This is a genomic window from Nocardioides pinisoli (assembly GCF_024199985.1).
Classification (GTDB): Bacteria; Actinomycetota; Actinomycetes; order Propionibacteriales; family Nocardioidaceae; genus Nocardioides; species Nocardioides pinisoli.
The window spans coordinates 166,680-180,224 of the sequence record NZ_JANARS010000002.1 but is presented as its reverse complement, the minus strand read 5'-3'; the positions used below and the strand labels follow the sequence as shown (position 1 = coordinate 180,224).

The following is a 13,545-nucleotide window of genomic DNA, read 5'->3' as shown; positions in this document are numbered from 1 at the left end:
CACGGGGGTCCAGATGCTCGGTCCGCTTCCCGCTCTGCACAAGTACCTGCTCGTCATCGCAGCACTCGTCGTGTGCGTCGGCCTCGGCCTCTGGGTCGGCGCCGTGCCCGAGATCCCGCTCAACCTCCGCGTCGGCCTCGCCGCCGGTGCTGCGGCAGGGATCGCGGTGGCATTCGTGCTGGTCCACGACTTCCACCAGCGTCAGGGCCGCACCGCTCGCGCACGCCGCCGCCCGCACTGAGGACGCCGCCCCGCATGACCTAGCCTCGGACCGTGCACGACGCCGTCCTCCCACCCGGTGAGCGGACCGCGATCGTCCGCGACAGCCTGGCCGTCGGCGTGGCCACCGGGGCCTACGGCTTCGGCTTCGGCGCCGTGTCGGTGGCCTCGGGCCTGAGCATCGCCCAGACGTGCGTCCTCTCGCTGCTGATGTTCACCGGGGCGAGCCAGTTCGCCCTCGTCGGCGTCGTGGCCGCGGGCGGTGCGCCGCTGTCGGGCGCCGCGACGGCGCTGCTCCTGGGCACCCGCAACACCCTCTACGGGCTGCGGATGGCGCCGCTGCTGCGGTGGCGCGGCTGGCGGCGGGCGGCGGCCGCCCACGTGCTCATCGACGAGTCGACCGCCATGGGGGTCAGCCGGGGCACGACGGAGGGCGCCCGGCTCGGCTTCGTCACCACCGGCGTCTCGGTCTTCGTCCTGTGGAACCTCGCGACCGCGGTCGGGGCGTTCGCCGGGGACGCCGTGGGCGACCCGCGGACCTTCGGCCTCGACGCGGCCGTGGGGGCGGCGTTCCTGGCCCTGCTGTGGCCGCGGTTGCGCGATCGGCGCAACGTCCTCGTCGCCGTGCTCGCGGCGGCCGTGGCGCTGTCGCTGGTGCCGCTCACGGCCGCGGGCGTGCCGGTGCTGGCCGCAGGCGGAGTGGCCCTGCTCGTCGGTGTGCTGGGGAAGCGGCAGGACCCGACCGAGGTCCCCGGCCCGGACGACGTCGCAGGGGGTCACCGCTGATGTGGACCGCTGTCCTGCTGGCCGGCGTCGGCTGCTACCTGCTCAAGCTCGCCGGGCTGTCCCTGCCGGAGCGGGTGCTCGAGCACCCCACGGTGGAGCGGGTCGCCGACCTCATCCCGGTCGCGCTGCTCGCCGCGCTCGTCGCCGTCCAGGTGTTCTCCTCCGGTTCCACGCTGACGCTCGACGCACGAGCCCTCGGCCTCGGCTTCGCGGTCGTGGCGCTGCTGCTGCGGATGCCCTTCCTCGTCGTGGTCGTGGGCGCGTCGGTGGTCGCCGCCGTGGCTCGACTCCTCTGACGTCGCCCCCAGCGATCTCTGGGACTCAGCCCAGGTCGAGGAAGTGCTCGAGCCCGACCGTGAGGCCCGGGTGGTCACCGATCGCGCGGATGCCCGCCAGCACGCCCGGCGTGAAGGAGACCCGGTCGAGGGAGTCGTGGCGGATGGTCAGGGTCTCCCCCGCCGTGCCGAGCAGGACCTCCTGGTGCGCCACCAGGCCGCGCACCCGCAGGCCGTGGACGCGTACGCCGTCGACGTCGGCGCCGCGCGCCCCCTCCAGGCCGGTGGACGTCGCGTCGGGCATGGGAGCGCTCCCGGCCTCGCGGCGCGCTGCCGCGATCATCTCGGCGGTGCGTCGCGCCGTGCCGGACGGGGCGTCGGCCTTGTCGGGGTGGTGCAGCTCGACGACCTCGACCGACTCGAAGAACGGGGCGGCCTGGGCGGCGAACCGCATCATCAGGATCGCCCCGATGGAGAAGTTGGGCGCGATCAGCACGCCGACCCCCGGCGCATCCGCCAGCCAGGCTTCGAGCTGGTCGAGGCGGGCCTGGTCGAAGCCCGTCGTGCCGACGACGGCGTGGATGCCGTGCTCGATGCAGAAGCGCAGGTTGTCCATCACGACGTCGGGGTGGGTGAAGTCCACGACGACCTCGGCACCCGACCTGGCGAGCTCCTCGACGTCGTCGCCGGCGTCGACCGAGGCCACCAGCTCGGTGTCGGGCGCCGCCTCGACGGCCCGGCAGACCTCCGAGCCGACCTTGCCGCGCGCTCCCAGCACGCCGACCCGGACCTGTGCCTCGTCTCCTGTGCTCACACGGTCAACCGTATCGGCCCGGACGTATCGGTGAGTGGCGGTGGCTGACTCGCGAACAGGCGTCTGGCAGGCTGTGCGCCATGCCTGCTTCGACCATCCCGCCGCGCATCAAGTGGGCCGTCGACCTCATGGACGTCCAGCCGTCCGACCAGGTCCTCGAGATCGGCTGCGGCCCCGGCGCCGGGGCGGAGGCGATCTGCGCCAGGCTCGAGACCGGCAAGCTGTTCGCGATCGACCGCTCCGAGTCGGGCGTGGACCGCACCAAGCGCCGCAACCAGAAGTACGTCGACGCCGGCCGGCTCGTCGTACGCCAGATCGACCTGGCCACGCTGCGCGTCCCGGTCAAGCGCCTCAACAAGGTCTTCGCCTTCAACGTCAACCTGTTCTGGGTGCGCGACTGCGACGACGAGGTCGCCCTGCTCCACGAGCGGGTCGTCCCCGGCGGGGCGGTCTACCTCTTCTACGAGGCCGCCCGCCCGGAGCTGGTGCCCAACATCGTGAAGAAGGCCTCGGAGAACCTCCTGCGCGGCGGCTTCCGGGTGAGCGTCGTGGAGCAGAAGGCTCCCCCGGTCATCGGCATCATCGCCCGCCGCTGACGGGCGACGCGGCTACCTCGGGCCGACGACCGCGAGCAGCTCGGGCTGGGTGAAGAGCTCCTCGGCGAGCGCCGCCACGTCGTCGGTGGTCACGGCCTCGATCCGCTCGACGACCTCGTCGATGGTGAGCAGCTCGTCGTGGACGAGCTCGGCCTTGCCGATGCGCGACATGCGAGATCCGGAGTCCTCGAGACCGAGCACGAGACCGCCCTTGAGCTGGCCCTTGCCGCGCTCGACCTCCTCCTCGGTCAGGCCCTCGGCGGCGACCTTGGCGAGCTCGTTGCGCACGGTCTCCAGGACGGCGTCGTACTTGCCGGGCAGGCAGCCGACCGAGACGCCCACGACGCCGGCGTCGGCGTGGTGGGTGGCGAACGAGTAGACGGAGTAGGCCAGCCCGCGCAGCTCACGGACCTCCTGGAACATCCGCGACGAGGTGCCGCCGCCGAGGGCGGTGTTGAGCACACCGAGGGTGTAGCGGCGCGGGTCGGTGCGGGTCAGCCCCTTGACGCCCAGGACCAGGTTGACCTGCTCCTGCGGGCGGACGGTGCGCGTCTCGCCCGGGTAGACCTTGCGAGCGCGCTCGGACTGCGCGGACGGGGTCGGGTCGGCCTCGCCCTCGAGGAAGCCGCCGCGACCGAACGCCTTGCGGACCTGTCGTACGACGGTCGCGTGGTCGATGTTGCCCGCGACCGAGACGACCATGTTGTCCGGGCGGTAGTGGCGCCGGTAGAAGCGGTGGATCTGCGCCCGCGTCATCGCGGTGATGGAGACCTCGGTGCCGGCGATCGGGCGACCGAGCGGGGTGTCGCCCCACGCCTGCTGCGCGAAGAGGTTGTGGACGACGTCGTCCGGATCGTCGTCGTGCATCGCGATCTCGTCGAGGATCACGTCGCGCTCGGCCTCGACGTCGGCCGGGGTGATCGTCGAGGCGGTCACCATGTCGCCGAGCACGTCCACCGCGGTGCCGAGGTCCTCGTCGAGGACCCGCGCGTGGAAGACGGTGTACTCCTTGGTGGTGAAGGCGTTGAACTCGCCACCGACCGCGTCGAGCGCCACGGAGATGTCCATCGCGCTGCGCTCGGGGGTGCCCTTGAAGAGCAGGTGCTCGAGGAAGTGCGAGCAGCCGTGCAGCGCGGGCGTCTCGTCGCGCGAGCCGACGGCCACCCACACGCCGATGCTGGCCGAGCGGGTGCCGGCCATCTGCTCGGTGACGACGCGCATGCCGCTGGGCAGGACCGTGCGTCGTACGCGCGAGGTCACCGCGCCGTCGGCGTCCTTCACGGTGTGGAGGGTGCGGGTGGTGCCGGTCTTCTGCGGCGCCTTCTGCATGAGGGGTCCTTCCGGGGTGGGGTGAAGCGCCACGACCGGCCGGCCAGACGGCCGACCGGTCGTGGGGTGGAGCGTCAGGCGAAGGTCACTCGCCGGCGGGCTCGAGGGCCGCGTCGACGTCAGCGGACTCCTCGGAGCCGGCCTCGTCCTCCTCGACGACGGGGACGAGCGAGAGCTTGCCGCGGTCGTCGATCTCGGCGATCTTGACCTGCACCTTCTGGCCGACGGCCAGGACGTCCTCGACGGCGTCGACGCGCTTGCCACCGGCCAGGGCGCGCAGCTTGCTGATGTGCAGCAGGCCGTCCTTGCCCGGGAGCAGCGAGACGAACGCGCCGAAGTTGGTCGTCTTCACGACCGTGCCGAGGTAGCGCTCGCCGACCTCGGGCATCGTCGGGTTGGCGATCGCGTTGACCGCGGCCTTGGCGGCCTCGGCCGCCTCGCCGTTGGTCGCACCGATGTAGACCGTGCCGTCGTCCTCGATGGACAGCGTCGCGCCCGTGTCGTCCTGGATCTGGTTGATGACCTTGCCCTTGGGCCCGATCACCTCGCCGATCTTGTCGACGGGCACGCGGATGGTGATGATGCGCGGCGCGTGGATCGACATCTCCTCGGGAGCGTCGATGGCCTCGCCCATGACGTCGAGGATCGCCAGGCGCGCGTCGCGGGCCTGGGTCAGCGCGGCGGCCAGGACCTCGGCGGGGATGCCGTCGAGCTTGGTGTCGAGCTGGAGCGCGGTGACGAACTCGCGGGTGCCGGCGACCTTGAAGTCCATGTCGCCGAACGCGTCCTCGGCACCGAGGATGTCGGTCAGCGCGACGTACTGGGTCTCACCGTCGACCTCGCCGGAGATGAGGCCCATCGCGATGCCGGCGACGGGCGCCTTCAGCGGCACACCGGCCTGCAGCAGCGACAGGGTCGAGGCGCAGACCGAGCCCATCGAGGTGGAGCCGTTGGAGCCCATGGCCTCGGAGAGCTGGCGGATCGCGTAGGGGAACTCCTCGCGCGTGGGCAGGACGGGGAGCAGCGCGCGGCGCGCCAGGGCGCCGTGGCCGACCTCGCGGCGCTTGGGCGAGCCCACGCGACCGGTCTCGCCGGTGGAGAACGGCGGGAAGACGTACTTGTGCATGTAGCGGCGGTGCTTCTCCGGCGACAGCGTGTCGAGCTGCTGCTCCATCTTGAGCATGTCGAGGGTGGTGACGCCCAGGATCTGGGTCTCGCCACGCTCGAACAGCGCGGAGCCGTGGACGCGCGGGATCACGTTGACCTCGGCGTGCAGCGGACGGATGTCGGCGAGGCCGCGGCCGTCGATGCGGATCTTGTCGCGCAGGACGCGCTCGCGCACGACGTTCTTGGTGACCGAGCGGAACGCGGCGCCGAGCTCCTTCTCGCGACCCTCGAACTGGCCGGCGAGCTGCTCGAGCAGCGCGACCTTGAGCTCGTCGGTGCGCGACTCGCGCTCCTGCTTGTCGCCGATCTGCATGGCGGCGGTCAGGTCGTCCTTGGCAGCAGCCTCGACGGCGGCGTAGACGTCGTCCTCGTAGTCGAGGAAGACCGGGAAGTCCTGGACCGGCTTGGCGGCCTCGGCCGCGAGCTGGGCCTGGGCCTCGACGAGCTGCTTGATGAAGGGCTTCGCCGCGTCGAGGCCGCTGGCCACGACGTCCTCGGTGGGCGCCTGGGCGCCACCCTGGATGAGGGAGAAGGTCTCCTCGGGGGCCTCGGCCTCGACCATCATGATGGCGACGTCACCGGACTCGGTGACGCGACCGGCGACGACCATGTCGAACACGGCCGACTCGAGCTGCGAGTGGCTCGGGAAGGCCACCCACTGGCCGTCGATGAGCGCGACCCGGACGCCGCCGACCGGGCCGGAGAACGGCAGGCCGGAGAGCTGGGTCGACAGCGACGCGGCGTTGATCGCCAGCACGTCGTAGGGCTGGTCGGGGTCGAGCGCCATGACGGTGATGACGACCTGGACCTCGTTGCGCAGACCCTTCTTGAAGGTCGGGCGCAGCGGGCGGTCGATCAGGCGGCAGGTGAGGATGGCGTCCTCGCCCGGACGGCCCTCGGAGCGGAAGAAGGAGCCGGGGATCTGGCCCACGGCGTACATCCGCTCCTCGACGTCGATGGTCAGCGGGAAGAAGTCGAAGTGGTCCTTCGGGTTCTTCGAGGCGGTGGTCGCCGAGAGCAGCATGGTCTCGTCGTCGAGGTAGGCCGTGACGGAGCCGGCGGCCTGGCGGGCGAGCAGCCCGGTCTCGAACTTGACCGTGCGCTGGCCGAACTTGCCGTTGTCGAGGACGGTCTCGACAGCGGAGATGATGGGTTCACTCATGGAAGCAGGATCCTGCTTTCTCTTCGCGGAGCGATCCGCGGCGTCCACCCCTCATGTGGTGGACCATCGAAGGTCCCGCGGGGCCGGTCTTCGATCGAGGCCCGCAGATCTCGCAGCCGGGGGCTGGAATCTGAAGGCCACTACCGAGGACCGGGCGACGAGGCGGGTCGCTCCTGTTGGGTGTTGTTTCAGTTGTGCCGGACCGACATTAGCGCGGCCCGGGCCGGGAGGGTGGTCCCGGATGTGACAGGAGCGGCTCCCCGTGCGGGAAGCCGCTCCTTCGCTCAGCGGCGGAGACCGAGGCGCTCGACGATCGAGCGGTAGCGCTCGATCTCCGTCTTCTGCAGGTAGTTGAGCAGGCGGCGGCGCTGGCCGACCAGGAGCAGCAGGCCACGACGGCTGTGGTGGTCGTGCTTGTGCTGCTTGAGGTGCTCGGTGAGGTGCGAGATGCGGTGGCTGAGCAGCGCGATCTGGACCTCGGGGGAACCGGTGTCGCCCTCGGTCAGGGCGTACTCGGCGATGATCTTCTTCTTGGTCTCCGCGTCGGTACCAATCGACATGGGGGCTCCTTCGGTTCTCGTTGCGCGGCGCGCCCGGGCCTGTTCACCGGGGCACTCTGGTTCCGCGGCCGTCGTGACGGCGTCGTCGCCCTGCTGGGCAACCGCAGAAGCATATCGAGGCGCTGGACCACAGGCCCAATCCGCGCCGCGAAGCGAGAGCAGGAGCCCTGCGGAGGGAACGGGGTCCCCGCGGCGTTGTCCGGAGGAGCGAAGCGGAGGAGGAGAACGCCGCGGGGTGTTCACACGGCCGGCGGGGCCGGCGGGTCGGACTCGCTGGTCCGCTGCGTGGACGCCTGGCGGCCCTGCGCGTCGGTGGTGGTGGCGGTCGTGGTGTGGCGCCGCTTGGTGTTCTGCTGGACCAGCGTCAGCACGAGCCAGAGCACGCCGGCGATGACGAGGATCCAGCCCAGTGTGATGACCTCGAGGGGACCCACCTGCTGCTCGTTGAAGGCGAGCGCCAGGACCAGTCCGATGACGATGAGGCCGATCGGCCCTCCGAAACCCATGTCGTGCTCCATTCTGTTGGGGATGCCGCCCGGCGACCGTGCTGGTCTGGACCGGGCTCGGCAGAGTCTGACGCCTCGCTCGTCCGGTGTCATCCCCCTGCGGGGTGCCGCTCGTGCGACGATCGCTGACATGTCGGAGAAGCGGATCGGCGTCTGCAACCTGTGCGAGGCGATCTGCGGCCTCGAGCTCACCGTCGAGGGTCGCGAGGTCGTCGGGGTGCGCGGCAACGCGGCCGATCCCCTCTCCCGCGGTCACGTCTGCCCCAAGGGGGTGGCGATCGCCGACGTCTACGCCGATCCCGACCGGTTGCGTCGGCCCGTGCGTCGCGTCGGAGAGCACGCGGACGCCCGGTGGGAGGAGATCGGCTGGGACGAGGCGTTCGACCTCGTCGCGGACAACCTCGCGCGCGTCATCAACGAGCACGGCGACGACGCGCTCGGCGTCTACCTCGGCAACCCCAACGCCCACAGCCTCGGGTCGATGACCCACGGCACCGCGATGTTCAAGTCCTTCCGCACCAGGAACCGCTACTCCGCCACCTCGGTCGACCAGCTCCCCCACCAGCTCGTCGCGCACCTCGTCTTCGGCCACCAGCTCTTCCTGCCGATCCCCGACATCGACCGCACCTCGTGGTTCCTGGTGGTCGGCGGCAACCCGATGGCCTCCAACGGCTCGCTGATGACGGTCCCCGACTTCCCGCAGCGCGTGCGCGACCTGCGGGCGCGCGGCGGCAAGATGGTCGTGCTCGACCCGCGCCGCACCGAGACCGCCAAGGTGGCCGACGAGCACCACTTCGTCCGGCCCGGCACCGACGCCTGGGTGCTGCTCGCGATGCTGCACGTCCTCACCGCGGAGACCACGCCCGACAGCGCCCCCGGCGTGGCGTCGTACGTCGACGGGCTGGACACCGTCGTCGAGCTCGTCGCCGACTTCACCCCCGAGCGCGCCGAGGCGATGAGCGGGCTCCCGGCCGGGGAGGTCCGCCGGCTCGCCCGCGAGCTCGCGGCGGCCGAGTCAGCCGTCGTCTACAGCCGGATCGGCGTCTCCGCCGGCCCGTGGGGCACCGTGTGCCAGTGGGCGGTCACCTGCCTCAACGTCATCACCGGCAATCTCGACCGGCCCGGTGGCGCGATGTTCACCACGCCGGCGATCGACGCCGTCGGCACCGGGCTGATCGGTCGCGGGCACCACGACGCCTGGCGCTCGCGGGTCCGCGGCCTGCCGGAGACGGCGGGCGAGCTGCCGGTGGCGGCGCTGCGCGAGGAGATCGAGACGCCCGGCGAGGGCCAGGTCCGCGCCGTGCTCACGGTCGCGGGCAACCCGGTCCTGTCGACCCCGGACGGCGCCCGGCTCGACGGCGCGCTGCGGGGCCTCGACTTCATGGCGGCCGTCGACATCTACGTCAACGAGACCACCCGGCACGCCGACGTGATCCTCCCGCCGACCACGGCGCTCGAGCGCGACCACTACGACCTGGTCTTCCACCTGCTGGCGGTGCGCAACACGGCTCGGTTCACCCCGGCGGTGTTCGAGAAGGAGCCCGACCAGCGCCACGACTGGCAGATCTTCCGCGAGATCACCCTGCGCACCGCCGCGCGGCTGGACCGCAAGCCCCCGCTGAAGAAGCGGCTCGTCCAGCGCGCCCGGCTGACTGCCAGCCCCACCTTCCTGGTCGGGCAGCTGCTGCGCAGCGGGTCGAGCGGGGTCACCCTCACCAAGCTGCGCGCACGACCGGCCGGCATCGACCTCGGCCCGCTCCGCGGTGGGCAGCTGCCCGGGCGGCTGCCGGCCCGGAGCAAGCGTGTCGACCTCGCGCCCGCGCTCGTGGTCGCGGAGGTGGCCCGGCTCGCCGCCGTCCCGGTCCCCACCGGCGACGAGCTGCTCCTGATCGGGCGGCGCCACCAGCGCGACTGCAACTCCTGGATGCACAACTCCGAGCGACTGACCCGGGGTCGACCGCGCCACCAGCTGCTGATGAACCCGGACGACCTCGCGCAACGCGCGATCGAGGACGGCTCGCGCGTGCGGATCACCTCTCGCGTCGGGTCGGTCGAGGTGGAGGTGGCCGCCTCCGACGACCTGATGCCGGGGGTGGTCTCCCTCCCCCACGGCTACGGTCACGGCGCGGACGGCGTGCTGATGTCGCGCAGCCGCGAGGTGCCGGGGGTCTCGGTCAACGACCTCACCGACCCCGAGCTGCTCGACGTGTCGGGCAACGCCGCCCTCAACGGCGTACCGGTCGCGGTGGCGCCGGCCTGACGGTGCGGACGTCATGGGGAGCGGTCATCCCCGCGACCACTCCCCACGACGTCGTGGACCGGGCTCAGCGGCTCCGGTCGTTCGTGCGCCCGCGGTCGCGGTCGGTCCTCTGATCGACCTCCCGCTCGTCCTCCTCCGGTACGAGGGGGTTCGTCACCTCGGGCGTGGTGGCGCGGTCGGGGGTCGGGAAGGCGGCGCCCTCGAGGTCCTCGCGCTGCGCGGGGCGGCGGGCGGGGACGTCGCGCTCGCCGAGCGGGAAGACGTTCCAGCGAGTGACGTCGCCCAGCACCCACGGCACCAACTTGTCGACCTGGCCGTTGCACCGCACGTCGAGCGGGCGGCCGGCCTGGTCGAAGAGCTGCACACCGACCAACGGCTGCCCCTGGGCGTCGTACGCCGCGATGTTGCAGACCTGCTCACCGCGATTGACGACACCGCGCGTGTCGCCGCCCCACTGGGCCTCGTCGTACCCCTGGCTGTACCGGCTCCAGGACTGCTGGTCCAGCTGCCCGTTGATGACCGGCAGGGCGAGCACCGCAGCGATGTTGAGGAGGAGCAGGACCGTGCGCCCAGGCGTGCCACGCCGTCCGCCGGGCCACAGCGTGCCGACGCCGACGAGCGCGCTCCCCACGAGGCAGGCCGCGAGGACGGCGAGCCCCAGGACCGGGGGGACGCCCGGCAGCCAGACGAGTCCGTAGTCGTACCAGCCGGGCACGAGCCTGGCGATGATGACCGCTGCGGCCCACGCACGCACCGCCCACCACGCCGGCCGGAGGGCGACGAGGACCGTCCACACCGGAGCGACGCGGGGCCGGGAGACCAGCGCGCCCCAGAGGTCGCGGGCCACGTCCAGCTGCTCGGCCATCGACCTGCCCGTCGGGACCTGCAGCCGGCGGCGCGGCGCGGGATCGAACCCGGCGGCAGCGCGCAGCTCGCGGGCGTACGCCTCGGGGTCCGCCAGCACTCCCCCACCCTGCTCGGCGACCTGGTCGGCGAGATCCGCCTCGAGCCCCTCGGTCAGCTCGAGCCGCTCGTCCTCGGCCAGGTCCGCCAGCAGCTCGCGGACGCGGGAGACGAAGGCGGTGACGTCGGGGCGGACGGGGAGTTCGGTCGTGTTCATGCGCTGGCTCCTCGAGCGGCAGGGGACGCGGGTCCGGCGAGGAGCCCGTCGAGAGTGGTGGCGAAGGCGTGCCAGTCGTCGCGCTGGCGGGCGAGCTGCTCGCGGCCGATGGGCGTGATGCCGTAGTACTTGCGATGCGGCCCGCTCTCCGACGGCACCACGTACGACGTCAGCGCGCCGGCGGCGTAGAGGCGGCGGAGCGTGCCGTAGACCGAGGCGTCGCCGACCTCGGCCAGGCCCCCGTCGCGCAGGCGTCGGACGATGTCGTAGCCGTAGCCGTCGTCTCCCTGCACCACGGCCAGCACCGCGAGGTCGAGCACTCCCTTGAGGAGCTGGGTCTGATCCATGCGACGCACACTACTACGCACTCCGCAGTAGTGCGCCGTGCGCATGGGCGCGTGTCGGCCGACGCGCTCCGCCAACGCCTCGAAATGAGCACTCCCGCCCCCATCAGTGGGGGCGGGAGTGTGCGAACGGACCGTTACCGGCCCTGACGCGCGGTGCGGGCGTCAGGCGCTGACGTCGCCCAGCACGGCGAGCACGTCGTCGGGGGTCTGCGCGGCGTCGAGCGCGGCGATGCTGGAGTCGTCGGTGAAGGCGCCGGCCAGCGCCTGCAGCACGGTCAGGTGGTCGTCACCCGCGCCGGCGATCCCGACGACGTAGCGGGCCGGGCTGCCCTTCCAGTCGATCGGCTCGTCGTAGCGGACGAACGAGATCGCGGTCCGGCTGATGAGCGACTTCGCCTCGTTGGTGCCGTGCGGGATCGCGAGGCCGTTGCCCATGAACGTGGAGACCGACGTCTCCCGCTCGTGCATGGCGTCGACGTAGGCCTCGTCGACCGCACCGCTGGCGACCAGCAGGCGGCCGGCCTCCGTGATCGCTGCGTCCCTGTCCGTGGCCTGGCCGCCGAGCACGATGGCCTCCCTGCTCAGTACGTCGCTCATCTGGCGTCTCTCTTCCTCGCAGTGTTCGGGTGGGTGTCGGGTGGAAGTCATCAGACCACACGCTCGCGGCGGAGCGGGGCCGGCGAAGGTCGAGCCCGGCCCCCACGGGGGGAGGGCCGGGCTCGACGTCCGGTCGCGCCGGGGTCAGGTGCGGTTGGTGTCGCGCACCCTCTCCACGATCTCGTCGTAGCGGGGGCTGGCCATGAAGTTGTCGACCGAGACGTGCTCGGCGGACGGGGTCTTCTGGCGGGCCCGGTCGGTCAGGTCCTGGTGGCTGACCACGAGGTCGTAGCTGTCGTCGAGGTTGGCGATGGCCTTGTTCACCACCGTGACCTCGGAGTGTCCCGCGTCCTGGATCTTCTTGCGGAGCACCGAGGCGCCCATCGCCGAGGACCCCATGCCCGCGTCGCACGCGAACACGATGTTGCGGATCTCGCGGGTCGTCGTGGCCGTGGTGGCCGCGGTGGCCGTGGTGGCACCGGTCAGTGCGGACGCGACCGACGACTTCTTGCCCTTGTTGGCCTCCATCTGGGCGGTGGCCGCGGCGAGGTCACCCTCGTCCCCGGACTTGTCGAACCTCAGCAGCACGGCGGCGACGGCGAAGGTCACCGCAGCGGAGGCGATCACGGCGAGCGTGACGCCGAGGAAGCTGCCGCGGGCCGTCTGGGCGTAGACCGCGAAGATCGAGCCCGGTGCCGCCGGAGCACGGAGGCCCACGTCGAAGGCGACGTTGACGGCCACACCGGTCATGCCGCCGGCGATCATCGCCAGGATCAGCTTGGGCTTCATCAGCACGTAGGGGAAGTAGATCTCGTGGATGCCGCCGAAGAACTGGATGATCGCGGCACCGGGGGCGGTGGCCTTGGCGATGCCCTTGCCGAAGAACGAGATCGCCAGCAGCAGGCCGAGGCCGGGGCCGGGGTTGGCCTCGAGCAGGAACAGCACCGACTGGCCGGTCTCGGCGGCCTCGGTCAGTCCGAGCGGCGTCAGCACACCGTGGTTGATGGCGTTGTTCAGGAAGAAGACCTTGGCGGGCTCGATGATCAGCGAGGTCAGCGGGAGCAGGTTGTTGTCGACCAGGGTCTCCACGCCGTTGCCGAGGACCTCCATGATCTCGTTGACGACCGGCGCGACGACCCAGAAGCCGACGATCGCCATCACGAAGGCGACGATGCCCGCCGAGAACATGTTGACGAGCATCTCGAAGCCGGGCTTGACCTTGCCGTCCCAGATCGCGTCGAGGCGCTTCATCACCCAGGCCGCGAGCGGGCCGAGGATCATCGCGCCGATGAACATGTGGACCTGGCCGAGCGAGCTGTAGTCCGCCGCGTCGTTGCCGTCGGCGACCCAGGCCGCCAGGGCGTCGGCGTTGAAGTTGGCGATGAGGAGGTCGGAGCCCGCGATCGCACCCATGACCGCGAAGGCACCGACGACGGCACCTCGGTCGCCGTGGACCATGCGGCCGCCGGTGGCGGCGATGAGGATCGGGAGCAGGTAGTGGATGGTCGGGCCGACCATCGTGGCGAGATCGGCGTTGGGCAGCCACCCGACGTCGATGAACAGGGCGGTGAGAAGTCCCCACGCGATCAGTGCCGGGATGTTCGGCATGATCATGTTGGAGAGGAAGGTGCCGAAGCGTTGCACGCGCACCCGGGCCGACGTACCGCCCGCGGGTGTGGAAGTTGTGGTCGCCATGCTGATGTCCTCCAGTTGAACGCGGGGTGACCCCCATCACATGATGACCAGATTAAACCTCACGTTCGGGCACGTTGCCAAGCATTCGGGCACAATTTGTGCCCGACCTTGT

At 71.4% G+C, this 13,545-nt stretch carries 14 protein-coding genes; 5 read left to right on the top strand and 9 right to left on the bottom strand.

Annotated elements, in window-relative coordinates; translation table 11 throughout:
- The first annotated feature begins 13 nt into the window (after positions 1 to 13).
- The 3 genes from NCI01_RS04840 to NCI01_RS04830 are packed head-to-tail and all read left to right on the top strand — an operon-like array spanning position 14 to position 1,301.
- Positions 14 to 241 carry a hypothetical protein gene (locus tag NCI01_RS04840; protein ID WP_254180348.1) on the top strand — a complete coding sequence of 76 codons (228 nt, stop codon included), beginning with the start codon at positions 14 to 16 and terminating at the stop codon, positions 239 to 241.
- 32 nt (positions 242 to 273) lie between these two features.
- Complete coding sequence (locus NCI01_RS04835; RefSeq protein WP_254180347.1) at positions 274 to 1,005, top strand: AzlC family ABC transporter permease; 732 nt, start codon at positions 274 to 276, stop codon at positions 1,003 to 1,005.
- Complete coding sequence (locus tag NCI01_RS04830; RefSeq protein ID WP_254180346.1) at positions 1,005 to 1,301, top strand: AzlD domain-containing protein; 297 nt, start codon at positions 1,005 to 1,007, stop codon at positions 1,299 to 1,301. The genes NCI01_RS04835 and NCI01_RS04830 overlap by 1 nt, the downstream gene beginning before the upstream one ends.
- Positions 1,302 to 1,326: 25 nt before the next feature.
- On the opposite strand, the gene dapB is transcribed toward NCI01_RS04830, so the two are convergent.
- Entirely contained in the window at positions 1,327 to 2,094 is a 768-nt protein-coding gene (gene dapB / locus NCI01_RS04825; protein WP_254180345.1) for a 4-hydroxy-tetrahydrodipicolinate reductase, read from the bottom strand.
- Positions 2,095 to 2,174: 80 nt separating this feature from the next.
- On the opposite strand from dapB, the gene NCI01_RS04820 reads away from it, so the two are divergent.
- Positions 2,175 to 2,690 carry a class I SAM-dependent methyltransferase gene (locus NCI01_RS04820; protein ID WP_254180344.1) on the top strand — a complete coding sequence of 172 codons (516 nt, stop codon included), beginning with the start codon at positions 2,175 to 2,177 and terminating at the stop codon, positions 2,688 to 2,690.
- Between the two features lie 12 nt (positions 2,691 to 2,702).
- Here the strand turns inward: NCI01_RS04820 and NCI01_RS04815 are convergent, their stop codons facing one another.
- From NCI01_RS04815 to NCI01_RS04800, 4 genes are all read right to left on the bottom strand, one after another.
- Entirely contained in the window at positions 2,703 to 4,019 is a 1,317-nt protein-coding gene (locus NCI01_RS04815) for a M16 family metallopeptidase (RefSeq protein ID WP_254180343.1), read from the bottom strand.
- An 85-nt stretch (positions 4,020 to 4,104) separates the two neighbouring features.
- Entirely contained in the window at positions 4,105 to 6,348 is a 2,244-nt protein-coding gene (locus NCI01_RS04810; RefSeq protein ID WP_254180342.1) for a polyribonucleotide nucleotidyltransferase, read from the bottom strand.
- 284 nt (positions 6,349 to 6,632) lie between these two features.
- Positions 6,633 to 6,908, bottom strand: a complete 276-nt coding sequence (gene rpsO / locus NCI01_RS04805; RefSeq protein ID WP_186340976.1) for a 30S ribosomal protein S15 — start codon at positions 6,906 to 6,908, stop codon at positions 6,633 to 6,635.
- 239 nt (positions 6,909 to 7,147) lie between these two features.
- Positions 7,148 to 7,414, bottom strand: a complete 267-nt coding sequence (locus NCI01_RS04800) for a DUF6458 family protein (protein ID WP_254180341.1) — start codon at positions 7,412 to 7,414, stop codon at positions 7,148 to 7,150.
- 130 nt (positions 7,415 to 7,544) lie between these two features.
- Between NCI01_RS04800 and NCI01_RS04795 the strand changes: the two genes are divergently transcribed.
- On the top strand, positions 7,545 to 9,674 hold the full coding sequence (locus NCI01_RS04795; RefSeq protein ID WP_254180340.1) for a molybdopterin-dependent oxidoreductase: 2,130 nt from the start codon (positions 7,545 to 7,547) through the stop codon (positions 9,672 to 9,674).
- Between the two features lie 64 nt (positions 9,675 to 9,738).
- Here the strand turns inward: NCI01_RS04795 and NCI01_RS04790 are convergent, their stop codons facing one another.
- The 4 genes from NCI01_RS04790 to NCI01_RS04775 form a co-directional block, all read right to left on the bottom strand.
- Positions 9,739 to 10,794: a hypothetical protein gene (locus NCI01_RS04790; protein ID WP_254180339.1), complete on the bottom strand. Its 1,056-nt coding sequence runs from the start codon at positions 10,792 to 10,794 to the stop codon at positions 9,739 to 9,741.
- Positions 10,791 to 11,141, bottom strand: a complete 351-nt coding sequence (locus tag NCI01_RS04785) for a PadR family transcriptional regulator (RefSeq protein WP_254180338.1) — start codon at positions 11,139 to 11,141, stop codon at positions 10,791 to 10,793. Before NCI01_RS04785 ends, NCI01_RS04790 begins: the two co-directional genes overlap by 4 nt.
- Before the next feature lie 162 nt (positions 11,142 to 11,303).
- Entirely contained in the window at positions 11,304 to 11,738 is a 435-nt protein-coding gene (locus NCI01_RS04780) for a PTS mannitol transporter subunit IIA (RefSeq protein ID WP_254180337.1), read from the bottom strand.
- A 144-nt stretch (positions 11,739 to 11,882) separates the two neighbouring features.
- Positions 11,883 to 13,433 carry a PTS mannitol transporter subunit IIBC gene (locus NCI01_RS04775; RefSeq protein ID WP_254180336.1) on the bottom strand — a complete coding sequence of 517 codons (1,551 nt, stop codon included), beginning with the start codon at positions 13,431 to 13,433 and terminating at the stop codon, positions 11,883 to 11,885.
- Positions 13,434 to 13,545 lie beyond the last annotated feature (112 nt).

Bases quoted from the DNA above. Each gene is read 5' to 3' on its own strand.
- NCI01_RS04840 (WP_254180348.1), top strand. From the start codon at position 14: ATGCTCGGTCCGCTTCCCGCTCTGCACAAGTACCTGCTCGTCATCGCA.
- NCI01_RS04830 (WP_254180346.1), top strand. From the start codon at position 1,005: ATGTGGACCGCTGTCCTGCTGGCCGGCGTCGGCTGCTACCTGCTCAAG.
- NCI01_RS04820 (WP_254180344.1), top strand. From the start codon at position 2,175: ATGCCTGCTTCGACCATCCCGCCGCGCATCAAGTGGGCCGTCGACCTC.
- NCI01_RS04815 (WP_254180343.1), bottom strand. From the start codon at position 4,019: ATGCAGAAGGCGCCGCAGAAGACCGGCACCACCCGCACCCTCCACACC.
- NCI01_RS04810 (WP_254180342.1), bottom strand. From the start codon at position 6,348: ATGAGTGAACCCATCATCTCCGCTGTCGAGACCGTCCTCGACAACGGC.
- rpsO (WP_186340976.1), bottom strand. From the start codon at position 6,908: ATGTCGATTGGTACCGACGCGGAGACCAAGAAGAAGATCATCGCCGAG.
- NCI01_RS04800 (WP_254180341.1), bottom strand. From the start codon at position 7,414: ATGGGTTTCGGAGGGCCGATCGGCCTCATCGTCATCGGACTGGTCCTG.
- NCI01_RS04795 (WP_254180340.1), top strand. From the start codon at position 7,545: ATGTCGGAGAAGCGGATCGGCGTCTGCAACCTGTGCGAGGCGATCTGC.
- NCI01_RS04790 (WP_254180339.1), bottom strand. From the start codon at position 10,794: ATGAACACGACCGAACTCCCCGTCCGCCCCGACGTCACCGCCTTCGTC.
- NCI01_RS04785 (WP_254180338.1), bottom strand. From the start codon at position 11,141: ATGGATCAGACCCAGCTCCTCAAGGGAGTGCTCGACCTCGCGGTGCTG.
- NCI01_RS04780 (WP_254180337.1), bottom strand. From the start codon at position 11,738: ATGAGCGACGTACTGAGCAGGGAGGCCATCGTGCTCGGCGGCCAGGCC.
- NCI01_RS04775 (WP_254180336.1), bottom strand. From the start codon at position 13,433: ATGGCGACCACAACTTCCACACCCGCGGGCGGTACGTCGGCCCGGGTG.